Below are 23,144 nucleotides of genomic sequence, written 5' to 3'. Positions count from 1 at the left end.
CCTTCCGGGCACCCCGCCGCGGTCGGGGTTTACCGCCACCGGGTCGCGCCGGTGGGCTGACCCGGAGCCGGCCGGGGGGGGCACCCCCCTACCCTGGGCGCCCGCCCCCGTCCCTGCCGCCCCTAAGCCGCCTCCCGTAACACCGTGCCCCCCGCGTGCGCCGGGCGTACACCCAGGTCCGTGAGGATCGCCTCGGCCGCCCGGCGCCCCGAGTGCAGCGCCCCCTGGACCGTGCTCGTGTCCCGGTGGTCGCCGCACACGTACAGCCCCGCCAGCACCCGTACCGGCCGGCGCGGGTCGTGCGGGGCCTCCATCGCGGGCACCGCCTCCGGGTCGTGGTGGGCGGCCAGCAGCTCCCAGTCGTCCGTCGGGGTCCCGTACAGCGCCGCCAGATGGGTCCGTACGGAACGGTCCAGGTCCGGCGGCGGCGTCCCGAGCACCGTCGACGTGATCAGCGTCCGGCCCTCCGGGGCGCGCGAGGGGTCCACTTCGCTCATCACCGCCGTGTACGCCACTGGACCCGACCGGTCGCCGTCCAGCACCAGCGACCTGCCCGTCGGCGGCGGCGCGGGCGCGGTGTGGTGAAGGACCGTCACCGGGCGGAAGGCCGGCACCCGCAACCCCGGCAGCAGCTCGGCCGCCGCCCCTGCCCCGGTGGCCAACAGCAGGGACCGGCACCCCAGTTCGCCGTGCTCCTTGGTGCGTACGGTGGTGATGTCGGCGGCCGTCACATGCACCCCGGTCCGTACCGTGCCCGGCGGCAGTGCGGCAGCCAGCAGATCCGGCAGCGTTCCCGAACCGCCCGCCGGTACACAGAGCCCGCCCCGCGCATAGTCGCGCAACGCCAGATCCGCGCACCGGCTGGACGTGGTGAGGCCGGGGTCGCCGAGCAGCGCGGAGAGCAGCGGGCGCAGGACGCCGTCCACCGTACGGGCAGGCAGCTGGCCCGCCGTCAGTGCGGCGAGCGCGGTCCGCTCGGGGCGGGCCAGGAGCCGGGCGTCGGGGGTGGCGGCCAGCCGGGAGAGCGCCGCGCCGAGCCGGGCCCGGTCGATGGCCTCGGAGACCGTGCGGCTGTTCCTGAGCCCGGTGTTCCTGAGTCCGCTGTTTCTGAGTCCTGTGCTCTTGGGTCCCGTGCTCCGGGGGTCGGTTCCTTTGGTGCCGAGGCCGGCCCGCGACACGAGCCGCAGATCGCTCCCGTACCCGCCCGGCGAGAGCTGGGGGGCGCTCGACCGGGTGCGTACGGCCCTGAGTGCGCCCCTCGCGCTCCGTATGTCGGCCGTGCGGTGGCGGCGGCCCTCGCTGTGCACCAGCACCCCGGGCGCGAACTCCCGGAGTTCCGGGGTGCCGAGCCCCGGAGTGGCGGTCAGCTCCGGCCAGGAGGTGCAGAGCAGGGGGCCGAGCTGGTCGAGACGGAAGCCGTCCACCGCACGGGTGGTCAGCCGGCCGCCCACGGTGGAGGCCGCCTCCAGAACACTGACGCCGACTCCGGCGCCGGTCAGAAGATGGGCTGCTGAGAGACCGGCGATCCCGGCCCCGATGATGATCACGTCCGCGTGGTGTGCCGTGCTGCGCACAAGCCCCTCCCCGAGTCGGTGCGACTGGTGGGGGGCTCTTGCCCCCAACAGGCCCCCGGAATGCCGGAGTTCGCATCGAGGTTAGGAGGATGGCTGATAGTGGGTCAGACGCGCGTGCCCGGGGGCACCGGGGCACGGGGTCGCACACGGGCCCGCCCCGTGCGGGTGCGGCTCAGCGCAGGGCCGCCCGGATCGCCGCGTCACGCTCAGCGCAGGCCCGCGCTGATCACCGCGTCACGCTCAGCGCAGGGCCGCGCGGATCGCCGCGTCGATGCCGGGGAAGGCGAACGAGAAGCCGGAGTCCAGCAGCTGCCCGGGGATCACCCGCTGGCTGCCCAGCACATCGCCGGCGAACTCCCCGAGCGCGATCCGCAGGGCGGGCGCGGGGGCGGTGAAGAGGGTCGGGCGGCGCAGGACGCGGCCCATCGCGGCGGTCACCTCGGCGTTGGTGACGGGGTCCGGCCCGGTCAGGTTCACCGGGCCGGTCAGCGACTCCGTGTCCAGGATGTGGCGCAGGGCCGCGACTTCGTCGTGCAGGGCGATGAAGCTCCAGTACTGCCGCCCGTTGCCCATCCGCCCGCCGAGCCCCGCCTTGAACAGGGGGAACAGGCGCCCCCATGCCCCGCCCTCGCGGGCCACCACCAGTCCGGTACGGGCGTGCACCGTGCGGATGCCCCGCTCCTCGGCGGCGGCGGTCGCGGCCTCCCACTCCTCGCAGACGGAGGGCAGGAAGCCTTCGCCGGGCGGTGCGCTCTCGTCCACGGCACGGTCTCCCGTATCGCCGTAGAAGCCGATGGCCGAGCCGGAGAGCAGCACCTCGGGCGGGGTGTCGAGCGAGGCGACGGCCTCGGCGATCGCGGCCGTGCCCAGCACCCGGCTCTCGCGGATCTCCCGCTTGTAGTCGTCGGTCCAGCGGCGGTCGCCGACCCCGGCCCCCGCGAGGTGGACGACGGCGTCGCAGCCCACCAGCCCGGCCACGTCCACGTAACCCCGCTTGGGGTCCCACTCCACCTCGTCCCCGGACCGGGCGGGCCGCCGCACCAGGCGGGCCACCTCGTGCCCGTCGGCGCGCAGCGAGCGCACCAGGGCCGCTCCGATGAGTCCGGATGAACCAGTGACGGCGATACGGGAGGTCGGCATGGTGCCATCCTGCCCCACGGGCTGGGGGAAACACGGCAGGGGTTCCGGGGGAAAACACCATGGATCGGGGAGGAGCCGGGGTGGGACAGTGGCGTCATGTCCGCAACCGCCCTCCATTCCGTATCCGTACGACCCGCCCGGCCCGCCGACGAGGACGCGCTCGGTGAGCTCGACCGGTCCGCCTGGTCCACGCTGCACGCGGTGGTGCCCCGGCCGCAGCCGCCGTACGAGCCGTTCTTCGACGAGCGGCACCGGCCCGGGGACTTCCTGGTGGCCGAGGCCGCGACGGAGGCCATGACCGCGACCGCGACCGGGGCCGCGACCGATTCCGGCGGGGCGCGCATCGCCGGGTACATACGCCTGGTCCCGCCCACCCCGCTCGCCAGCAACGCCCATGTGCGGCAGATACAGGGGTTCGCCGTGGCGGCCTGGGCGCGCGGGGCCGGGGTCGGGCGGACCCTGCTGCGGGCCGCGTGCGCCGAGGCTCGGCGTCAGGGGGCCAACCGGATCACCCTGCGGGTGCTCGGGCACAACACCCCGGCCCGGGCGCTCTACGCCTCCGAGGGGTTCGCCGTGGAAGGGGTGCTGAGCGGGGAGTTCTTCCTGCACGGGCGCTATGCCGACGATGTGCTGATGGGCCGCTCGCTGACGCCCTCCGTCTGATCCGCGGTGGCTCAGCGGGGGGCGAAGCGGTCCCAGAGCTCCGGGTAGCGGGCCGACAGCGCCTCGTCGTCCTCGAAGTCGACCGGGGAGCCCAGCGGCTCGGTGGGCTGTGGCGGCAGCCCGAGATCGGGTGCGACCACGCCCGTGAGCTGCTCGTACGCCTCGTCGGCCGCGTAGCCCAGCTCCTCGCCGTCCCCGTCGATCTCCTCGTCGAACTCCTCCAGCAGCTCCGCCAGACCGTCCGGGTCGTGCAGCGCGCCCTCGAAGACCTCCCGGCCCTGGCCGATCAGCCAGCACCGGAAGTAGTCGAAGGCGTCGTCGCTCGCCCCGCCGAGCAGCACGGCGGCCGCGCCCCACAGGTCCCAGCGGTAGGCGCGGTTGTAGCGGGCCTCGAAGTGCCGGGCGAAGTCCAGCACGGAATCGGGGTCGAGCTGCACCAGCCGTTCCACGAGCAGATCGGCTTGCTCCTCGGGGTCGCCCTCGGCTCCCTCGCGGCTGGTGTCGATGATCTCCCAGAATTCCGTCTCGTCCATCACGGGTACAGCATCCAGCCTGCCGGGACCACCCGCACGCCCAGACGGCGAAAAGAAGCCTTTCAGCGATACAGCTCGCGCAGGCGTTCGGCCGCCTCGGTGAACCGGCTCCGCAGCTCCTCGGGAGCCACGACCTCCAACTCGGGACCCAGCGAAAGGAGCTGGCTGTAGGCAACGTCCAGTGACTCCACGGGCAGGACGACCGTGCGCCACCCGTCCGGACCGGCGGGAGGGGCCTTGGCGAGGGCCGTGGCGGCGGCCGACCGGTCGCCGGTGTACGCGAGCTGCCGGGCACCGCTCTCGGACACCCGTACGGTTACCTCGGTCCGCAGGAGGGACCGGGCGAACTCGGCGGCCCGCTCGTCCCAGAACGCGGGCAGGTCGAAGCTCTCGTCCCGCTCGAAGCGCCCGTCGGCCGGTTCCACCGAGGTGAACCGGTCGATCCGGTAGACCCGGAAGTCGGCCCCGGCCCTGGCACAGAGGTACCAGACCCCGGCCTTGAGGACGAGGCCGTACGGGGCGAGTTCCCGCGCCACCTCCGTACGGCCGCCATCGCCCTCGCGGCCGTGCTCGCGGCCTCCGCCCCTGCGGTAGCGGGCCCGGAGCAGGCGGTCGTCCCAGACGGCGTCGGCCACGGCGGGCAGGAAGGCGGGGGTCTCCGGCTCGGAGTACCAGGAGGGGGCGTCCAGGTGGAAGCGCTGGGCGGCGGAGGCGGAGGCGTCGCGCAGGGAGGGCAGCAGGGCGGCCGAGACCTTCAGCCGGGCGGCCGAGGCGGCGTCCTCCAGGCCCATCTCGCGCAGCGCCGAGGGCAGCCCGGAGAGGAAGAGCGCCTCCGCCTCGTCCCGGGCGAGGCCCGTCAGCCGGGTGCGGTAGCCGCCGATGAGCCGGTAGCCGCCCGCCCGGCCGCGCTCCGCGTACACCGGGACGCCCGCCTCGGAGAGCGCCTGCGCGTCCCGGGTGACCGTACGCTCCGACACCTCCAGCTCCGCCGCCAGCTCGGCGGCGGACATGGAGGGTCGGGACTGAAGAAGGAGGACCATCTTGATCAGCCGGGCAGCACGCATGCGCCCATTGTGGCGGCAGCGAAAACCCCCGGCCGCCGGGGCGGGCGCGTTGTCGGACGCGGCCGCTCCGGTGACCGGGGGCTCGGAAGCTGTACGGGAGCGGGGCTCAGAGGCCGTAGCGCTCCCGGGCCTCCTTGACCGCCGAGGCGGGGACCTCGCCGCGCTTGGCGAGCTGGGCCAGCGACGCCACCACGATCGACTGGGCGTCGACCCCGAAGTGGCGGCGGGCCGCCGCGCGGGTGTCGGAGAGGCCGAAGCCGTCCGTGCCGAGCGAGGACCAGTCCTGCTCCACCCACTGGCTGATCTGGTCCGGGACCTGACGCATCCAGTCGCTGACCGCGAGCACCGGACCCGGCGCACCGGAGAGTGCCTGCGTCACGTACGCCACCTGCTGCTCACCGCGGAGCAGCGCCTCGTCCGCCTCCAGCGCGTCCCGGCGCAGCTCGCCCCACGAGGTGGCGGACCAGACGTCGGCCGTGACACCCCAGTCGGCGGCCAGCAGCTCCTGGGCCTCCAGGGCCCAGTGGATCGCCGTACCGGAGGCCAGCAGCTGAAGGCGCGGCGCGTCCGCCTTCGCGGGCGTGCCCTCCTTGAAGCGGTACAGGCCCTTGACGATGCCCTCCTCGACACCCTCGGGCATCGCGGGCTGGGGCTTCGGCTCGTTGTAGACCGTCAGGTAGTAGAAGACGTCCTCGGCATCGGGGCCGTACATCCGGCGCAGACCGTCCTTGACGATCACCGCCACCTCGTACGCGAACGCCGGGTCGTAGTTGAGCGAGGCCGGGTTGGTGGCCGCGATCAGATGCGAGTGGCCGTCCGCGTGCTGGAGGCCCTCACCCGTCAGGGTCGTACGACCGGCGGTCGCGCCCACGATGAAGCCCTTGCCGAGCTGGTCGGCGAGCTGCCACATCTGGTCGCCGGTCCGCTGCCAGCCGAACATCGAGTAGAAGATGTAGAACGGGATCATCGTCTCGCCGTGTGTCGCGTACGACGTGGCGGCGGCGATGAAGTCGGCCATGGCCCCGGCCTCGGTGATCCCCTCGTTGAGGATCTGGCCGTCCTTGGCCTCCTTGTAGTACATCAGCTGGTCGCGGTCGACCGGTTCGTACGTCTGGCCCAGCGGCGAGTAGATCCCGGCCGAGGGGAACAGGGACTCCATACCGAAGGTACGGGCCTCGTCCGGGACGATCGGCACCCAGCGTTTGCCGGTCTCCTTGTCCCGCATCAGGTCCTTCACCAGGCGGACGAACGCCATGGTGGTGGCCATCTCCTGCTTGCCGGACCCCTTGTACAGGGCCTTGAACGCGCGCTCCTCGGGCTGCGGCAGCGGCGCCGAGGCGTGCAGCCGGCGAGCGGGAGCGGGACCGCCGAGGGCCGCGCGGCGCTCCTGGAGGTAGCGGACCTCGGGGGAGTCGGCGCCCGGGTGGCCGTAGGGGACGAGACCGTCCTCGAAGGCGCTGTCGGGGATCGGGAGGCCGAGCAGCTCGCGCATGTCCTTGAACTCGTCGGCCGACAGCTTCTTCATCTGGTGGTTGGCGTTCTTGGACTCGAAGCCCTTGCCCAGCGTGTAGCCCTTGACCGTCTGGGCCAGGATCACGGTCGGCGCGCCCTTGTGCTCCACGGCCGCCTTGTACGCCGCGTACACCTTGCGGGCCTCGTGGCCGCCGCGCGAGGTGTAGAAACACTCGGCGATCTTCGCGTCGGTGAGCAGCTTCGCCAGCTCGGCGAGCGCGGGCTCGGCGCCGAAGAAGTGGTCGCGGATGTAGGCGACGTCACGGGTGGCGTACGTCTGGAACTGCGCGTCCGGGACCTCCCGCAGGCGGCGCAGCAGCGCGCCCGTGGTGTCCAGCTGGAACAGCTCGTCCCAGGCGTTGCCCCAGAGCGTCTTGACGACGTTCCACCCGGCACCGCGGAACTGCGCCTCCAGCTCCTGGACCACGCGGAAGTTGGCGCGTACCGGTCCGTCGAGGCGCTGCAGGTTGCAGTTGATGACGAAGGTCAGGTTGTCGAGCTGCTCACGGGCCGCGAGGGCCAGGGCGGCGGTCGACTCGGGCTCGTCCATCTCGCCGTCGCCCAGGAAGGCCCAGACGTGCGAGTTGGAGGTGTCCTTGATGTTGCGGTTGGCCAGATAGCGGTTGAAGCGCGCCTGGTAGATGGCCGAGAGCGGGCCGAGGCCCATCGACACGGTGGGGAACTCCCACAGCCAGGGCAGCCGCCGGGGGTGCGGGTAGGAGGGCAGACCCTCGCCGCCCGCCTCCTGGCGGAAGTTGTCGAGCTGCTGCTCGCTGATCCGGCCGTCCAGGAAGGCGCGGGCGTAGATGCCGGGGGAGGCGTGGCCCTGGATGTAGAGCTGGTCGCCGGAGCCGTCCCCCTCCTTGCCGCGGAAGAAGTGGTTGAAGCCGGTCTCGTAGAGCCAGGCCGCCGAGGCGAAGGTGGCGATGTGGCCGCCCACCCCGTACCGGGCGCCACGGGTCACCATCGCGGCCGCGTTCCAGCGGTTCCACGCGGTGATCCTCGACTCCATCTCCAGGTCGCCGTCGAACGCGGGCTCGGCGGCGGTCGGGATGGAGTTGACGTAATCGGTCTCCAGCAGCTTGGGCAGCGAGAGACCGGCGCCCTCGGCGTGCTGCAGCGAGCGGCGCATCAGGTACGCGGCGCGGTGCGGGCCGGCGGCCTGGGTGACGGCGTCCAGGGAGGCTGCCCATTCGGCGGTCTCCTCGGGGTCACGGTCCGGGAGCTGGTCGAGCTCGCTCGGAAGCTTTCCTACGGGGTCGGTCATGATCGCCGCCTTCCGGAGAGGAGGGGGGTGGAGAAGGCCCTGGCTGGCAGGACAGGGCGATGGGGCCGGTGGGCCCGCGAAGTGAACTGTAAGGCGCTGATCGATGATCGATCAAAGGATTGAAGGCAAAACTTCTCGATACGAAGAAAAGTGGCATGCGGTGCCTCGAAACGGGGCACGGAGTGACGCGAAAAAGCGCGCAAAAAGGGCGCTGACCTGCACAGAAGAGCAGGTCGCGCACCAGATGATCGGGCCGCCCAGGAGACGTTACGCGCGGGGCGCGCAGCCCAGCACATGCGCCTTCACCAAGGCGCCGATCTGCGGGTCCTGGGCGAGGAACGCGTCGATGAGCGCCTGGTGCTCCTCCGCGTACGACTTCTGCACCGTGCCCAGCCAGCGGATCGACAGGGCCGTGAACACCTCGATGCCGAGCCCCTCCCAGGTGTGCAGCAGCACCGCGTTCCCGGCCGCCCGGACCATCTCCCGGTGGAAGCCCACCGTGTGCCGCACCTGGGCCTCGCCGTCGGCCAGCCGGTCCGCCTCGTACAGCGCCGCCACATGCGGCTCCAGCGCCGAGCAGTCCTGGCCGAGCAGCGGGGCCGCCAGCTCCGCCGCGATCTGCTCCAGACCGGCCCGTACGGGGTAGCTCTCCTCCAGGTCGGCGGCGGTCAGATTGCGGACCCGGACGCCCTTGTTGGGGGCCGACTCGATCAGCCGGAGCGTCTCCAGCTCGCGCAGCGCCTCGCGTACGGGCGTCTGGCTGACCTCCAGCTCGGTGGCGATCCGCCGCTCCACGATCCGCTCACCCGGCTTCCAGCGCCCGCTGACGATCCCCTCCACGATGTGCTCGCGGATCTGTTCGCGCAGCGAGTGGACGACGGGCGGGGTCATGGAGCGCTCCTTCAGGGCAGACCTGTGCTGCCTACATCATCACGGTGGCGGTAGGCCGCCCGTGGTGTTTAGACAATACGGCGGCGCCCCCGCCCGGAAGAGTTCCGGACGGGGGCGCCGCTGGTGAGGCTGGTTACAGCCGGAGCGTTCAGAGGCCGAGCTCGACCTCGAACTCACCGGCCTCCAGGATCGCCTTGACCGACGTCAGGTAACGGGCGGCGTCCGCGCCGTCCACCAGGCGGTGGTCGTAGGAGAGCGCGAGGTACGTCATGTCGCGCACCGCGATGGTCTCGCCGAGGTCCGGGTGGTCGATGACCACCGGGCGGCGGACCGTGGCGCCGATGCCCAGGATGGCTGCCTGGTTCGGCGGCACGATGACGGTGTCGAACAGCGCACCGCGCGAGCCGGTGTTGCTGATGGTGAAGGTGGCACCGGACATGTCGTCCGGGGTCAGGCCGCCACCGCGGGCCTTGCCGGCCAGCTCGGCGGTCTTCTTCGAGATACCGGCGATGTTCAGGTCGCCCGCACCCTTGATGACCGGGGTCATCAGGCCCTTCTCCGCGTCCACGGCGATGCCGATGTTCTCCGCGTCGAAGTACGTGATGGTGCCCTCGTCCTCGTTGATCCGGGCGTTGATGACCGGGTGGGCCTTCAGCGCCTGGGCCGCCGCCTTCACGAAGAACGGCATCGGGGACAGCTTGACGCCCTCACGGGCGGCGAACGCGGCCTTCGCCTGGTTGCGCAGCTTCATCAGCTTGGTGATGTCGACCTCGACGACCGAGGTCAGCTGGGCCTGCGAGTGCAGCGCCTTCATCATGTTGTCGCCGATGACCTTGCGCATGCGGGTCATCTTGACCGTCTGACCGCGCAGCGGGGAGGCCTCCAGCTTCGGAGCCTTTGCGGCGGCGGCCGGAGCGGCGGCGGGTGCCGGGGCGGCTGCGGCGGCCTTGGCGGCCTCCGCGGCGGCGACGACGTCCTGCTTGCGGATACGGCCACCGACGCCGGTGCCCTTGACCGAGCCCAGGTCCACGTTGTTCTCGGACGCGAGCTTGCGGACCAGCGGCGTGACGTACGCGCCGTCGTCACCGGAGGGCGCGGCCGGGGCGGCCGGTGCCGGGGTGACGGGGGCGGGCGCGGCGGGCGCCGGAGCCGGGGCGGCCGGAGCCGACGGGGCCTGGACCGGAGCCGGAGCGGCGGGAGCGGCCGGAGCCGGGGCGGGAGCCGCGGGGGCCTCCTGCTTCGGCGCCTCGGCCTTGGGGGCCTCGGCCTTCGGGGCCTCCTGCGCCGGGGCGGCGGGCTGCGCCGGAGCGGCGGCCGGGGCCGCGCCCGGAGCACCGATGACGGCGAGCTTGGCGCCGACCTCGGCGGTCTCGTCCTCGCCGACCACGATCTCCAGCAGCACACCGGCGACCGGGGCGGGGATCTCGGTGTCGACCTTGTCCGTGGAGACCTCAAGGAGAGGCTCGTCCTCCGCGACCTCCTCGCCGACCTCCTTCAGCCAGCGGGTGACGGTGCCCTCGGTGACGCTCTCGCCGAGCGCGGGGAGGGTGACGTCGGTGCCGGACGCGCCACCCGCCGGGGCGGCGGCCGGAGCCGGTGCCTCGGGGGCCGGAGCGGCGGCGGGGGCCTCGGCGGCCGGGGCCGGAGCCTCGGCCGGAGCGGCAGGTGCCTCGGCGGCCGGAGCCGCGGCCTCGGCCGGAGCGCCGGAGCCGTCGTCGATGACGGCCAGCTCGGCGCCGACCTCGACGGTCTCGTCCTCGGCGACCTTGATGGAGGCCAGAACACCGGACGCGGGGGCCGGGATCTCGGTGTCGACCTTGTCGGTCGAGACCTCGAGCAACGGCTCGTCGGCCTCGACGCGCTCGCCCTCGGCCTTCAGCCAACGGGTGACAGTGCCCTCGGTGACGCTCTCGCCGAGCGCCGGAAGGGTTACGGAAACCGACATGGTTTCAGTTGCTCCTTACGAAAATGCGGAAGTGGTCGGTCGTCGCGCCCGGGACCGGGGGATCAGTCGTGCGAGTGGAGGGGCTTGCCGGCCAGCGCCAGGTGAGCCTCGCCCATCGCCTCGTTCTGCGTCGGGTGGGCGTGGATGAGCTGCGCGACCTCGGCGGGCAGCGCCTCCCAGTTGTAGATCAGCTGGGCTTCGCCGACCTGCTCGCCCATGCGGTCGCCCACCATGTGGACGCCGACCACAGCACCGTCCTTGACCTGGACGAGCTTGATCTCGCCCGCGGTCTTCAGGATCTTGCTCTTGCCGTTGCCCGCGAGGTTGTACTTGAGGGCGACGACCTTGTCCGCGCCGTAGATCTCCTTGGCCTTGGCCTCGGTGATACCCACGGAGGCGACCTCGGGGTGGCAGTAGGTCACCTTCGGCACGCCGTCGTAGTCGATCGGGACGGTCTTCAGACCGGCGAGACGCTCCGCCACCAGGATGCCCTCGGCGAAGCCGACGTGGGCGAGCTGGAGGGTGGGGACGAGGTCGCCCACGGCCGAGACGGTCGGGACGTTCGTCTGCATGTACTCGTCGACCAGGACATAGCCGCGGTCCATCGCGACGCCCTGCTCCTCGTAGCCCAGGCCCTGCGAGACCGGGCCGCGGCCGATCGCGACGAGCAGCAGCTCCGCCTCGAAGGTCTTGCCGTCGGCCAGCGTCACCCGGACGCCGTCCTGCGTGTACTCGGCCTTCTCGAAGAACGTACCGAGGTTGAACTTGATGCCGCGCTTGCGGAACGCGCGCTCAAGAAGCTTCGAGCTGTTCTCGTCCTCGACCGGGACGAGGTGCTTCAGGCCCTCGACGATGGTGATCTCGGTGCCGAAGGACTTCCACGCCGAGGCGAACTCGACGCCGATGACGCCGCCGCCCAGCACGATCGCCGACTTCGGGACGCGGTCGAGCTTCAGCGCGTGGTCCGAGGAGATGATCCGGTTGCCGTCGATCTCCAGGCCCGGCAGCGACTTCGGCACGGAGCCGGTCGCCAGCAGCACGTGGCGGCCCTGGATGCGCTGGCCGTTCACGTCCACGGAGGTGGGGGAGGAGAGCTTGCCCTCACCCTCGATGTAGTGGACCTTGCGCGAGGCGATGAGACCCTGGAGACCCTTGTACAGGCCCGAGATCACCTCGTCCTTGTACTTGTGGACGGCCTCGATGTCGATGCCCTCGAAGGTCGCCTTGACGCCGAACTGACCCGCCTCGCGGGCCTGGTCGGCGATCTCGCCCGCGTGCAGCAGCGCCTTCGTGGGGATGCAGCCGTTGTGCAGGCAGGTGCCGCCGACCTTGCCCTTCTCGATCAGGGCGACGTCCAGGCCCAGCTGCGCTCCGCGCAGGGCCGCGGCGTACCCGCCACTGCCACCGCCGAGGATCACTAGGTCGAAAACGGTGCTGGCGTCGTTCGCCACGTCACGTCCTCCATGCATGTGCGCCGTACGCCGGGCCCCGTCGCTGGGGTGTGACCGGCCGGTCGGCTGGTGTTCGGCCGCTTTTGTCATTCGGCCCTGTGGTGGGGGCCCTGTCCTGCCGAGAACCCATCTTCGCACTTGTCGACGGTGGGCGGGACGCGGGGCCCGGGTCCGAGACGGATCATCGTCCGTCCCGGAGGGTTACTGCTGGGTAGTTACCTACGGATTCGGCCGGTGTTCGTCGAGAGCGAAACTCTGTTCCTCTTCTCTCCGCTCCCGCCCGGACAACACGTACGGCCCCGGACCTATGCCCGGGGCCGTACGCATTGATCGCTCAGCCCAGGTCGCCGGCGGCGGTGCGCTCGGCGAGGCGCACCAGGGTGCGGACCGCGGAGCCGGTGCCGCCCTTGGGCGTGTAGCCGTACGGAGCGCCCTCGTGGAAGGCCGGGCCCGCGATGTCCAGGTGTGCCCAGGCGATGCCCTCGCCCACGAACTCCTGGAGGAAGAGCCCGGCCACCAGACCGCCGCCCATCCGCTCGCCCATGTTGGCGATGTCGGCGGTGGGGGAGTCCATGCCCTTGCGCAGGTCGGCGGGGAGCGGCATCGGCCAGGAGGCCTCGCCGACCTCCTCGGCGATCTCGTGGATCGACGTACGGAAGGCGTCGTCGTTGGCCATGATCCCGAAGGTGCGGTTGCCGAGCGCCAGCACCATCGCCCCGGTCAGGGTCGCCACGTCGACGATCGCGTCCGGCTTCTCCTCCGAGGCGCGGGTCAGCGCGTCGGCGAGGACGAGCCGGCCCTCGGCGTCGGTGTTGAGGACCTCGACGGTCTTGCCGCTGTACATGCGCAGCACGTCACCGGGGCGGGTGGCGTTGCCGGACGGCATGTTCTCGGCGAGCGCCAGCCAGCCGGTCACATTGACCTTGAGGCCGAGGCGGGCGGCCGTGACGACGGCGGCCAGCACGGCGGCGGCGCCGCTCATGTCGCACTTCATCGTCTCGTTGTGGCCGGCCGGCTTGAGCGAGATGCCGCCCGAGTCGTAGGTGATGCCCTTGCCGACGAGCGCGAGGGTCTTCTCCGCCTTCGGGTGGGTGTAGGCGAGCTTCACCAGGCGCGGGCCGTTGGCGGAGCCCTGGCCGACGCCGAGGAGGCCGCCGAAGCCGCCCTTGACGAGCGCCTTCTCGTCCAGGACCTGGACCTTGATGCCGTGCTCCTTGCCCGCGGCGGTGGCCACGGCGGCGAAGGACTCGGGGTAGAGGTCGTTGGGCGGGGTGTTGATCAGGTCGCGGGCGCGGTTGATCTCCTCGACCAGGGCGAGGGCGCGCTCGACGGCCGCCTTGTACGCCTTGTCGCGGGGCTTGGCGCCGACGACGGCCACCTCGGCGAGCGGCTGCTTCGGGCCGCTGTCCTTGGACTTGGCGTCCTTGGGGGCGAGCTTGTTCTCGCCGCCCTGGTAGGCGGTGAAGGCGTAGGCGCCGAGCAGGGCGCCCTCGGCGACGGCCGCGGCGTCCTCGACGGAACCGGCGGGCAGCGCGAAACCGGCCTTCTTCACACCGGCCAGCGCGCGGGCGGCGGTACCCGCGGCGCGCCGCAGCGTCTCCGCGTCGTACGCGTCCTCCTTGTCCGGGACCGGACCGAGCCCGACCGCGATGACGACCGGGACCTTGAGGCCGGACGGCGCGGGCAGCTTGGTCAGTTCGCCCTCGGCACCCACGGCCCCCAGAGTCGCGAGAACGGTGGCGAGCTTTCCGTCGAACGCCTTGTCCACGGCCTCGGCACCCGGTGCGAGGACCAGGTTCCCCGACTTGGACGCGGCGCCCTTCGCGACGCCGATGACGAGTGCGTCGGCGCGCAGCGTCGCGGCACCGGCAGTGCTGAGAGTGAGAGCAGTCACGGTGGTGAAATCTCGCTTCCGTTGAGTTCGAGTTCGGCCGAGGGGTGGGCCGGCCGTGCCCGGCACATCGTGGACGCCTCCGCAATGTTCCGGGATCGAGCCTACGCGCGCCCGCCGCCGGGGGTTACGGCGGCGGGCCGTTCCGGACCGGTATGGCGGTCGGTTCCGGGGGTACGGACACCGATTCCCGTACGCGTACGGGGGCCGCTCCCGCAGGCGTACGGGCACCGATTCGGCAGGCACACACCCCGGCACCCAGCGCTCACGGCCCGAGCGCCAGCACCACCAGGGCCGCCGTCGCCGCCGTCTCCGCCACCCCGCCGAACACGTCCCCGGTCACCCCGCCGAACCGCCGCACGCAGTGCCGCAGCAGGAGTTCGGCGGCGGCCAGGGCGCCGAGCACCGCGAGCGCGTGGTGCAGTGCCCCGTACGGGCCGAACACCGCGCCCGCCGCCGCGCACAGCCCCACCGTCACCGCCGCCACCGTCACCGCCCGCCCCACCGGGACCGTGGCCGCCACCACCGCGCCCAGCCCCTCCGGCCGGGCCGCCGGGACCCCCTGACGGGACGCCAGGGTGAGCGCGAGCCGGGCGACGACCGCCGCGACCACGGCCCCGAGCGCGCCGTGCGCCCAGCCCCCCTCCCCGTACAGCTCGAAGAGGACCGCGACCTGGGCCAGCAGCACCAGCAGCAGCGTGATGACACCGAACGGCCCAATGTCGGACTGCTTCATGATCCGCAGCGCGTCCTCGGCCGGTTTCCCGCTGCCGAGGCCGTCCGCCGTGTCGGCGAGGCCGTCCAGATGGAGCCCCCGGGTGAGGGCGGCGGGCACCGCGACGGAGGCCACCGCCGCGAGCAGCGGCCCCGAGCCCGCCAGCAGCGACAGCGCGCCGAGCGCGGCGGCGAGCAGGCCGACGACGAGCCCGGCGAGCGGGGCGCAGAGCATGCCGGTACGGGCGGTCGCGCGGTCCCAGCGGGTCACGCGGACGGGCAGCACGGTCAGGGTGCCGAAGGCGAAACGCAGCCCGTGGCTGTTCAGGGAGGTCACCGCGGGCAGGTTAGCCGCTCCCGCACACGGATAGATTGGCTGAAACGGCCGAAAAGCCGCAAAGCTGAGCACATCGGGAGCGGGTGGCATGGGCAACTGGTGGCACACCAACATCGCCGAACCGGGCAAGCTCCCGCTGCTCCTCGCGCTGGCCGCCTTCGTCCTGACCTTCGCGATCACCCGCACGATCACGCGGATGATCCGGGCGGGGAAGGGCCCGTTCCGCAACATCACCCCGGGCGGCATCCACATCCACCACGTGGTGCCCGGCGTGGTGCTGACGGTGATCGGCGGCTTCGGCGCGGTGGCCGCCGGACGGCACGGGGTGGCCGCCGGGGTGTGCGCGGTGATCTTCGGGGTGGGGGCCGGTCTGGTCCTGGACGAGTTCGCGCTGATCCTGCACCTGGACGATGTGTACTGGACCGAGGAGGGCCGTCAGAGCGTGGAGGTCGTCGTACTGACCGCCTCACTGGTGGTGCTGGTCCTCGCCGGGTTCTCCCCGCTCGGGGTGGACGACGTGACCGACGCCGAACAGCAGAGCAGGATCGGCGTCATCACCTCGTACGCGGTCAACTTCTGCTTCGTCCTGATCGCGCTGTTCAAGGGCAAGACCCGGATGGCGGTGATCGGCACCCTCGTCCCGTTCGTCGCGCTGGTCGGCGCGCTCCGGCTGGCCCGCCCCACCTCGCCCTGGGCCAAGCGCTTCTACCGCGACCGCCACCGGGCCCGCTCCAAGGCCGTGCTGCGCGCCTACCACCACGATGTGCGCTGGGCGGGGCCGCGCCGGAAGTTTCAGGACCTCATCGGCGGCGCCCCGGACCGGGTGCCGCTGCCACCCGCCCCCAAGCCCTGATTCCGGCCCTCCCGCCGCCGCCCGCGCCACTCCCGTACGGCACACACCACCAGGACGGCGGCGATGGCGGCGAGATGTTCCCGGCCCGCCAGGTTGTCCTTGATCAGGACCTCCACCACCATCGCGACGATCACCAACGAACCGGTGAACCAGGCCCGGTGGCTGTGGCAGACGTAGACCGCGAGCCCCACGACCGCCGCCGAGGGCCCGGTGTCCACCACCTGCGCGTCCGATGCGGGCAGCCCCAGGAACGCGTCCGGGCCGAGCGCGATGCCGACCCGGGCGTACAGCGTCCCCGCCAGCGTCGCCCCGTACGCGACCGCGAGGGTGCGCCACCGCCCCAGGCACACCTCCGCGATGCCGAACACCAGCAGGATCTGCGCCAGCGCACCCCACACCGGCAGATCGAGCGCGGGCACGAAGAGCGAGAGCGGCGTACGGAGCAGGGCCAGCCACAGCGGGTCCTCGGCCCGCACCGCCCCGAGGGCCTGCACCGGGTCGTAGCCCCACGCCTGGTTCTGGATCACCTGGACGGTCGCGGTCAGCGTCACCGCCGTCAGGGTCAGCGCGAGCGCCCGCACTCCGCGGTCGTGGAGCCCGTTCCGTACGGTGGTGAAGAGCGGGCCCCACTCCCGCAGCGCGGCCCGGCGCAGCGCCGGAGCGCGGCTCATCTCGGGGCGCCGAGACGCGCGCGGTGCAGCCACTTCGGCAGCCCCGGCGCTTCCAGGAACCCTTCGGCGCGGCCCGCCGCGACGGAGATGCGCGCCAGGTCGGCGCTCTTCTCGAACAGCATGAAACGTGGCTCCCAGATCGGTCGGTACTTGGCGTTGGCCCGGTAGAGCGACTCGATCTGCCACCAGCGCGAGAAGAAGCTCAGCAGCGCACGCCACAGTCTCAGCACCGGTCCCGCGCCGAGCCGCGATCCCCTCTCGAAGACGGAACGGAACATGGCGAAGTTGAGCGAGACCTGAGTGATTCCGATCTCGCCGGAGCGCTGGAGGAGCTGGATCACCATGAACTCCATGAGGCCGTTCTCCGCCTCGCGGTCACGGCGCATCAGATCGAGGGAGAGGCCGTGCGGGCCCCAGGGGGCGAAGCTGAGGAGGGCGCGGAGTTCGCCCTCCTCGCCGTCCTCGCCCGCGTTCCGGCACTCCAGCATCACGCACTGGCCGTCCGCCGGATCGCCGAGCCGGCCGAGCGCCATGGAGAAGCCGCGTTCGGTCTCCCCGTCGCGCCACTCGTCGGCGCGCCGCACCAGCTCGGCCATCTCCGCCTCCGGGATGTCCGCGTGCCGCCGGATCGTCACCTCGTAACCGGCCCGCTTGACCCGGTTGTACGCCTGCCGCACCCCGCGCATCGCCCGCCCGTCGAGCGTGAACTCCGCCGTCTCCACGATCGCCTCGTCACCCAGCTCCAGCGCGTCCATGCCGTGCCGGGCGTAGACCGTGCCCGCCTCCTCGCTCGCGCCCATCACGGCGGGGATCCAGCCGTGCTCGCGGGCCTCGGCGAGCCACGGCTCGATCGCGCCCGGCCAGGCCTCCGGGTCCCCGATCGGGTCGCCGGAGGCCAGGGAGACCCCGCCGACCACCCGGTAGACCACCGCGGCCTTGCCGGTCGGCGACCACACGGCGCTCTTCTCCCGGCGCAGCGCGAAGTAGCCGAGCGAGTCCCGGTCGCCGTGCTTGTCCAGCAGGGCGCGCAGCTTCGCCTCGTCCTCGGGGGAGAGCGGGTCGACCGCGCGGCGGGAGCGGAACGCGGCGTACACGACGGCGATCAGGAGCAGCGTCGAGAGGATGTTGATGACGACGTTGACCCAGCCGGGCGTGGTGATCCCGGGGAAGCGCGCGTCGTCGGCGGCCACCGAGACCAGCCGCAGCGCCCCGTAGCGCCAGCGGTCCAGGAAGGTGGAGCGGTGGTCGTCGTGGGCGGTGTTGGTGACGGTCACCAGGGCTGTCGCGATCAGCGAGGTGACCAGCAGCCCCACCACGGCGACCAGGGCCGCCAGCCTGGGGTTGGAGCGGTCGCCCTTGGCGTAGAACTCCCGCCGTCCCAGCAGCAGGGCCACGACGAAGGCGGCCGTCAGCGCCAGCGAGACCCAGTTCTGGGCGTGCTGCCGGATCTCCGCGAAGAAGAACGCGAGGATCAGCGCCAGGAGCACGAGCCCGCCCAGGACCAGATTCACGATCCAGGCGGCCCGCTTGCGCCGCCGCATGGTGATCGCCAGGAAGAGGGCGACCACCCCGGAGGAGAACCCGGCGGTGAGCAGGTAGGGCGTGAAGTAGTTCTCGGTGTTGTGGCGCCGCAGGTCCTGGCCGAGGGTGACCCAGACGGCGCTCAGGAAATTGATGAACGAGACGACGCGCAGGTACCAGATGGCGAACGCCGCACTGCGCCGGGACCGGACGGTACTGCGCCGGGCTGCCTCTTCGGCCGATCGAACCTCTCCCATGAGAGGTGATGATATGGCGCATTACGGACATATGGGCGGCGGGCGTGACCCGTGAGGCCGCCCGCCCCGGCCCGGCACCGCCCCCCAGCCCCGGCCCCGCCTCAGGTCGCGTCGAGCACCTTCACCTCGTCCTCGGAAGGCCCGGCGGCACCCTCCGCCTCCGCCTCCTCCTGGTCCTCGTCCGCAGCCGCCACCGGCGTACGCTCCGGCAGCTCGGCGGCGAGCGCGGCCGCCGCCTGCACCAGCGGCAGGGCCAGCAGCGCCCCCGCGCCCTCGCCCACCGTGACCCCGTGGTCCAGCAACGGGGTCAGAGCCATCCGGTCCAGCGCCTTCGACTGCGCGGGCTCCCCGCTGACCTGCCCGGCCAGCCACCAGTCCGGCGCCCGGAACGCCGCCCGCTGCGCCACCAGCGCACAGGCCGACGCCACGACCCCGTCCAGGATCACCGGCATCCGGCGCACCGCCGACTGGAGCAGGAACCCCGTCATCGCGGCCAGATCGGCGCCGCCCACCGTGGCCAGCAACTCCAACTGGTCACCGAGCACCGGCCGGGCCCGGCGCAGCGCGTCCCGGATCGCCGCGCACTTGCGCATCCAGGCCAGGTCGTCGATGCCCGCACCGCCGCGCCCGGTCACCACCGAGGCGTCCGTACCGCAGAGGGCGGCGATGAGGGTGGCCGCGGCCGTGGTCCCGCCGACGCTCAGATCGCCGAGCACCACCAGATCGGTGCCGGAGTCGGCCTCCTCGTCGGCGACGGCCATGCCCAGACGGACGGCCCGCTCGGCCTCCTCGGCGCTCAGCGCGTCCTCGATGTCGATGCGCCCCGACCCCCGCCGCACCCGGTGGCGTACGACGGATTCGGGCAGCAGCTCCGGGTCGCAGTCGATCCCGGCGTCCACGATCCGCAGCGGCACCGAGAACCGCCGGGCGAGCACCGCCGCAGGGCTCGCCCCGTCGAGGGCCGCCCGGACCAGCTCGTGGGTGGTGCCCGCCGCGCGCCCGGAGACGCCCAGCTCGGCCACCCCGTGGTCACCGGCGAAGAGCACCAGGCGCGGCTGCTCGACGGCCCTGACCGGTACGGACTGCTGCGCCGCGCTGAGCCACTCGCCCAGCTCGTCGAGCCGGCCCAGCGCCCCCGGGGGGACGATCAGCCGCTCCCGCCGTTCCTCGGCGTCGCGCCGGACACCCCCGTCGGGGCGTTCGATCAGGTCGGAGAAGTCGTCCAGGTTCACGGAGGTCTGCCTCGCGGGTCGTCACGTCGGTTCCGGTCCGGGAACCCGGCGCCGGGCCCCTGCCGGGAACAGTACCGGTCGGCCCGCCCAGGCAGTCCGCGAGCGCTGACGGCACCTCACCCCGCACACCGCCCCCTCACCCCCGCAACACCACCGCCTGCCCCGCCACCACCAGCAGCACCTCCTCGCACTCCGCCGCCACCGCCGCGTTCAGCCGCCCCAGCTCGTCCCGGAACCGCCGTCCCGCCGGAGTCGCCGGGACCACCCCCGCCCCCACCTCGTTCGTCACCAGCACCACCTGACGCCGGGTCCCGCGCACCGCGCCCACCAGCTCCGCGACCCGCGCCCGCAACGCCTCCTCGCCCCCGTGCCGCCACCGCACGTCCTCCCAGGCGTCCACCCGGTCCATCGCGTCGGTCAGCCACAGCGACAGGCAGTCGACCAGCAGCGGCGGCCCGTCCGCGCCCAGGAGCTCCGCGACTTCGCAGGTCTCCTCGGTCCGCCACGCGCCCGGCCTGCGCTCCCGGTGCAGCCCCACCCGGGCCGCCCACTCCGGGTCCCCGCCGCGCCGCCCGCCGGTCGCCACGTACACCACCTCGGGGAACGTCTCAAGACGCCGCTCCGCCTCCAGCGACTTCCCCGACCGGGCGCCGCCCGTCACCAGCACCCGGCGCGGCACGTCCGGCACCACCGGGTACTCACCCACCACCAGCGTCGTCCCGTCCGGCACCGCCCGCGCCCCGGCCGCCGCGAGGCGCCGCTCCAGCGCCGCACCCGGCGGGGCGTCGTGGTCCAGGTGGACCGCGATCACCTCGGTGGCCGGGCCGACCGCACCGACCCCCCGCAGCCGCGCCACCGCGTCGGGCCGCCCGACGACATCGCAGACGACCAGGTCGTACGGGCGCTCCGGCCGCCCGTCGAGACCGGCGGGCGCGGCCCCCGGCGGCAGGTACAGCAGGCGCTCGCCGTCCGGGGAGGCCACCTCGTAACCGGTCCCCGGCGCGTCCATCGGCACCGCCCGCACCCGGTGCCCGCTGATCAGCGTCAACACCTGGCCGTCCGGCACCCGCCCGGCCGGCGGCAGGGTGGCGGGCAGTTCCACGGCGGGCCCGTCGTGCGGGTGGGTCAGCAGCACCTGACGCACCGCGCCGAGCGAGTGCCCCGCGCGGGCGGCCGCGAACACGGCCCCCGGGGTCAGGTCGAGCAGCAGCGCGTCGTCGACCAGGAGGGCGGTCGCGGCCCGCGCCCAGGGTCCGCGGGCCGTCGCACAGGCCGCACAGGGGCAGGAGGGGCGCGGCAGCCCGCCGGGGGCTCCGGTGCCGAGCAGAGTCAGTTCCACACCTTGATCCTCCCGTGTCCCCCCGTCCGGTGCGCGCCCGGCTAGGCTTCGGGCAGCAACGTGACCCGGGAGGCGCACATGGCGTGGACGTGGCGGTTCGAGAAGTCCGACGGTACGGAGACGGAGCCGGCGCTGCAGCCGGAGGAGTTCACCACCCAGGGCGACGCGGAGTCCTGGATCGGCGAGTACTGGAAGGAACTCCTGGAGGGCGGCGCCGCCCAGGTGACGCTCTTCGAGGACTCGACCAGGATCTACGGCCCGATGAGCCTGCAGGCCGACGGCGCCTGACGCAAGGGCAGGGGCAGGGGCGGTACGGGAACCCCCGTACCGCCCCTGCCGCATCCGGACCTCTCCCCTCCGCTCCCCTCCGCTCCCCTCAGCTCCGCTCCGCGTACGGGTCTCAGATCTCCCCGAGCGTGACCTCGGCCGTCCTGCTGTCGTCGCCCCGCGTGTACGTCACGGTCACCTTCTCGCCCGGCTTGTCACCCGCCAGGGCCTCGGAGAGCGAGGTGATGGTCGTGATCTCGGTGTCGTCGATCTTCGTGATGATGTCCCCGGCCCGCAGCCCCGCCTCGTCCGCGGCCCCGCCCCGGTCCACGCTCACCAGTGCCACCCCGGCGGGCCGGTAGGAGTCGTCGACGACCGTACGGGCGGTGATGTTCAGGGCCGCCCGGCCCGAGTCGGTGACCCGCCCGTCCTTGATGATCTGGTCGGCGACCGTCCGCACCATCGAGACGGGGATGGCGAAGCCGATGCCCGGCGCCGCGCTGTCGCCCATCTGCGGGTCCGTCGCCGCGAGGGTCGGGATGCCGATCACCTGGCTGTCCAAATTGACCAGCGCCCCGCCGCTGTTGCCCGGGTTGATGGCGGCCGAGGTCTGCACCATGTTGGCGATCGTCGCGCCCGTGCCACCGCCCGCACGGCTCTCGCTGACCGTCCGGCCGAGCGCCGAGACGATGCCCTGGGTGACGCTGCTGGAGAGGCCGAGGGGGGAGCCCATCGCCATCACGATCTGCCCCACCTCGACCTGTTCCGCGTTGCCGAACTTCGCGGGCTTCAGCGCGTCGGGCACCTGGTCGAGCTTGATGACGGCCAGGTCCTGCTCGGGGTAGGAGGAGACCAGCGAGGCGTTCAGTACCGGCCCTCCGGTGGCGACGCTGACCTTGAACTCCTTCTCGTCGCCGACCACATGGGCGTTGGTGACGATATGGCCCTGGTCGTCGTAGACGACCCCGGAACCGAGGCTGTCGGAGGCGTCGATCTGCACCACCGAGGGCAGGACGTCGTTGATGACGGTCTGGTAGGCGCTCTCCAGATCGTTGGTGGCGCGGGTCGCCGAGCCCTGGGCCGTACCCGAGGGACTGGCCTCCGGGGCGGGGGCGGCCTTCGGCGTCGCGCCGGAGCAGCCGGTCGCCAGGGCGAGCGCGCAGGCACCTGCGGACAGGGGGAGCAGCAGGCGCCGCACGGAGCGGCGGGAGGGGGAAGCGTCCATATCCGGAGCTTGGTGCCCCGCCCTTTCGCGTGCCCGTGCTGATGGGCCGAACGAGGGCCGTACCCGTACGCTCCGATGGGCCGTACGAGGGCGTGGGCCGCGCGAGACCCGCTGCCGTACGCACCCCCGTACGTACGCCTGTACGCACCCTCGTACGCACGGGGCTGTTCGCACCCCCGTACGTACGCCTCCTAGGAGCTGTCCGGCCGATCATTGATGGCGTGCGCATGGCTGCTGCTTGAGGCGTCTGTGGCGACGGTCTGAAGTCGATTGCTGGACGCCGGATGCTGCGCGACCATCGTCGGATGAGTAAGGATGAGGGTCGGAAGCTGACGCGGGTTGTGCAGACGTGTTCCGCATACCCGTCGCAGTGGGATGCCTGGACGGCGGACGGCCAGTACCTGTATCTCCGATACCGGCATGGCGAGGGCTGCGTCGAGTTGCATCCCGGCCCCGAGGACGACGCCGACACGTCGGAGTCTTGGAACGAGGGCCTCTCCGGACTCCTGATCGAATGGGACGACGGCAGCGGTAACGGCGTCATCAGCCTTGAGGACTTCCTCGCGGCAGCGGGCTTGGTGTTGGCGCCGGGTGCCTTGGTGAGTTGAGCTCCTGGCACGCGGTCAGGTGCGGAGCCAGATGACGAGGGCGGCTGCGGTGACAGTGCCGAGGAAGACGTAGCCGCGCTTGTCGTAACGGGTCGGTGCGCCACGAGGCGCCACGGAATCGAGTGAGGTGAGAGACCTTCACCGCCGGGTTGTCGTAGCAATCCGGTTGAAGCTGGGGGCAGTTCGGTT

At 72.5% G+C, this 23,144-nt stretch carries 19 protein-coding genes; 4 read left to right on the top strand and 15 right to left on the bottom strand.

Translation table 11 applies throughout. The features are described 5' to 3' along the window. Nucleotides 1-122: 122 nt before the first annotated feature. Complete coding sequence (locus tag ACFW9Z_RS33205) at nt 123-1,574, bottom strand: FAD-dependent oxidoreductase (protein ID WP_384646769.1); 1,452 nt, start codon at nt 1,572-1,574, stop codon at nt 123-125. Between the two features lie 240 nt (nt 1,575-1,814). Beyond that, nucleotides 1,815-2,714 (bottom strand): TIGR01777 family oxidoreductase, encoded by a 900-nt coding sequence (locus ACFW9Z_RS33200; RefSeq protein WP_384646767.1) that lies wholly within the window; start codon nt 2,712-2,714, stop codon nt 1,815-1,817. A 96-nt stretch (nt 2,715-2,810) separates the two neighbouring features. On the opposite strand from ACFW9Z_RS33200, the gene ACFW9Z_RS33195 reads away from it, so the two are divergent. Further along, entirely contained in the window at nt 2,811-3,377 is a 567-nt protein-coding gene (locus tag ACFW9Z_RS33195) for a GNAT family N-acetyltransferase (protein ID WP_384646764.1), read from the top strand. Nucleotides 3,378-3,388: 11 nt separating this feature from the next. On the opposite strand, the gene ACFW9Z_RS33190 is transcribed toward ACFW9Z_RS33195, so the two are convergent. The 8 genes from ACFW9Z_RS33190 to ACFW9Z_RS33155 all read right to left on the bottom strand — a co-directional run bounded on the left by ACFW9Z_RS33190 (nt 3,389) and on the right by ACFW9Z_RS33155 (nt 14,982). Then, a complete protein-coding gene (locus tag ACFW9Z_RS33190) occupies nt 3,389-3,910 on the bottom strand; it encodes a DUF4240 domain-containing protein (protein WP_384646762.1) in 522 nt (173 codons plus the stop codon). A gap of 62 nt (nt 3,911-3,972) precedes the next feature. After that, nucleotides 3,973-4,974: a helix-turn-helix transcriptional regulator gene (locus ACFW9Z_RS33185; protein ID WP_384646760.1), complete on the bottom strand. Its 1,002-nt coding sequence runs from the start codon at nt 4,972-4,974 to the stop codon at nt 3,973-3,975. Nucleotides 4,975-5,080: 106 nt separating this feature from the next. Next, nucleotides 5,081-7,753 (bottom strand): pyruvate dehydrogenase (acetyl-transferring), homodimeric type, encoded by a 2,673-nt coding sequence (gene aceE, locus ACFW9Z_RS33180; RefSeq protein ID WP_384646758.1) that lies wholly within the window; start codon nt 7,751-7,753, stop codon nt 5,081-5,083. 267 nt (nt 7,754-8,020) lie between these two features. Then, on the bottom strand, nt 8,021-8,644 hold the full coding sequence (locus tag ACFW9Z_RS33175) for a GntR family transcriptional regulator (protein WP_384646756.1): 624 nt from the start codon (nt 8,642-8,644) through the stop codon (nt 8,021-8,023). A gap of 148 nt (nt 8,645-8,792) precedes the next feature. Next, nucleotides 8,793-10,589, bottom strand: coding sequence for a 2-oxoglutarate dehydrogenase, E2 component, dihydrolipoamide succinyltransferase (sucB, locus tag ACFW9Z_RS33170; RefSeq protein ID WP_384646753.1), 1,797 nt, complete (start codon nt 10,587-10,589; stop codon nt 8,793-8,795). Nucleotides 10,590-10,651: 62 nt separating this feature from the next. After that, entirely contained in the window at nt 10,652-12,040 is a 1,389-nt protein-coding gene (gene lpdA, locus ACFW9Z_RS33165; protein ID WP_384646751.1) for a dihydrolipoyl dehydrogenase, read from the bottom strand. A 334-nt stretch (nt 12,041-12,374) separates the two neighbouring features. Continuing rightward, nucleotides 12,375-13,934 carry a leucyl aminopeptidase gene (locus tag ACFW9Z_RS33160; protein WP_384646749.1) on the bottom strand — a complete coding sequence of 520 codons (1,560 nt, stop codon included), beginning with the start codon at nt 13,932-13,934 and terminating at the stop codon, nt 12,375-12,377. Between the two features lie 262 nt (nt 13,935-14,196). Then, the gene (locus ACFW9Z_RS33155; RefSeq protein WP_384646747.1) at nt 14,197-14,982 is read right to left on the bottom strand and encodes an adenosylcobinamide-GDP ribazoletransferase; all 786 of its coding nucleotides are present in this window, start codon (nt 14,980-14,982) and stop codon (nt 14,197-14,199) included. An 88-nt stretch (nt 14,983-15,070) separates the two neighbouring features. Between ACFW9Z_RS33155 and ACFW9Z_RS33150 the strand changes: the two genes are divergently transcribed. Further along, the gene (locus ACFW9Z_RS33150) at nt 15,071-15,835 is read left to right on the top strand and encodes a hypothetical protein (protein WP_384646744.1); all 765 of its coding nucleotides are present in this window, start codon (nt 15,071-15,073) and stop codon (nt 15,833-15,835) included. Here ACFW9Z_RS33150 and ACFW9Z_RS33145 read toward each other — a convergent pair. The 4 genes from ACFW9Z_RS33145 to ACFW9Z_RS33130 all read right to left on the bottom strand — a co-directional run bounded on the left by ACFW9Z_RS33145 (nt 15,775) and on the right by ACFW9Z_RS33130 (nt 20,855). Further along, nucleotides 15,775-16,506: a hypothetical protein gene (locus ACFW9Z_RS33145; RefSeq protein ID WP_384646741.1), complete on the bottom strand. Its 732-nt coding sequence runs from the start codon at nt 16,504-16,506 to the stop codon at nt 15,775-15,777. The genes ACFW9Z_RS33150 and ACFW9Z_RS33145 overlap by 61 nt on opposite strands. Then, the gene (locus ACFW9Z_RS33140; protein ID WP_384646739.1) at nt 16,503-18,284 is read right to left on the bottom strand and encodes a phosphatidylglycerol lysyltransferase domain-containing protein; all 1,782 of its coding nucleotides are present in this window, start codon (nt 18,282-18,284) and stop codon (nt 16,503-16,505) included. The genes ACFW9Z_RS33145 and ACFW9Z_RS33140 overlap by 4 nt, the downstream gene beginning before the upstream one ends. 101 nt (nt 18,285-18,385) lie before the next feature. Further along, complete coding sequence (gene cobT / locus ACFW9Z_RS33135) at nt 18,386-19,516, bottom strand: nicotinate-nucleotide--dimethylbenzimidazole phosphoribosyltransferase (RefSeq protein ID WP_384646736.1); 1,131 nt, start codon at nt 19,514-19,516, stop codon at nt 18,386-18,388. Nucleotides 19,517-19,652: 136 nt separating this feature from the next. Continuing rightward, the gene (locus tag ACFW9Z_RS33130; RefSeq protein ID WP_384646734.1) at nt 19,653-20,855 is read right to left on the bottom strand and encodes a bifunctional adenosylcobinamide kinase/adenosylcobinamide-phosphate guanylyltransferase; all 1,203 of its coding nucleotides are present in this window, start codon (nt 20,853-20,855) and stop codon (nt 19,653-19,655) included. Between the two features lie 78 nt (nt 20,856-20,933). On the opposite strand from ACFW9Z_RS33130, the gene ACFW9Z_RS33125 reads away from it, so the two are divergent. Beyond that, entirely contained in the window at nt 20,934-21,143 is a 210-nt protein-coding gene (locus ACFW9Z_RS33125) for a hypothetical protein (protein WP_384646732.1), read from the top strand. Between the two features lie 112 nt (nt 21,144-21,255). Here the strand turns inward: ACFW9Z_RS33125 and ACFW9Z_RS33120 are convergent, their stop codons facing one another. Further along, nucleotides 21,256-22,347 (bottom strand): S1C family serine protease, encoded by a 1,092-nt coding sequence (locus ACFW9Z_RS33120; RefSeq protein WP_384646729.1) that lies wholly within the window; start codon nt 22,345-22,347, stop codon nt 21,256-21,258. Between the two features lie 305 nt (nt 22,348-22,652). Here ACFW9Z_RS33120 and ACFW9Z_RS33115 point away from each other — a divergent pair, with 305 nt between their 5' ends. Then, nucleotides 22,653-22,955 (top strand): hypothetical protein, encoded by a 303-nt coding sequence (locus tag ACFW9Z_RS33115; protein WP_359745287.1) that lies wholly within the window; start codon nt 22,653-22,655, stop codon nt 22,953-22,955. The last annotated feature ends 189 nt before the right edge of the window (nt 22,956-23,144 follow it).

This window comes from Streptomyces sp. NPDC059452 (genome assembly GCF_042750035.1).
Taxonomy (GTDB): domain Bacteria; phylum Actinomycetota; class Actinomycetes; order Streptomycetales; family Streptomycetaceae; genus Streptomyces.
This window is presented reverse-complemented; position numbering and strand designations above follow the sequence as displayed.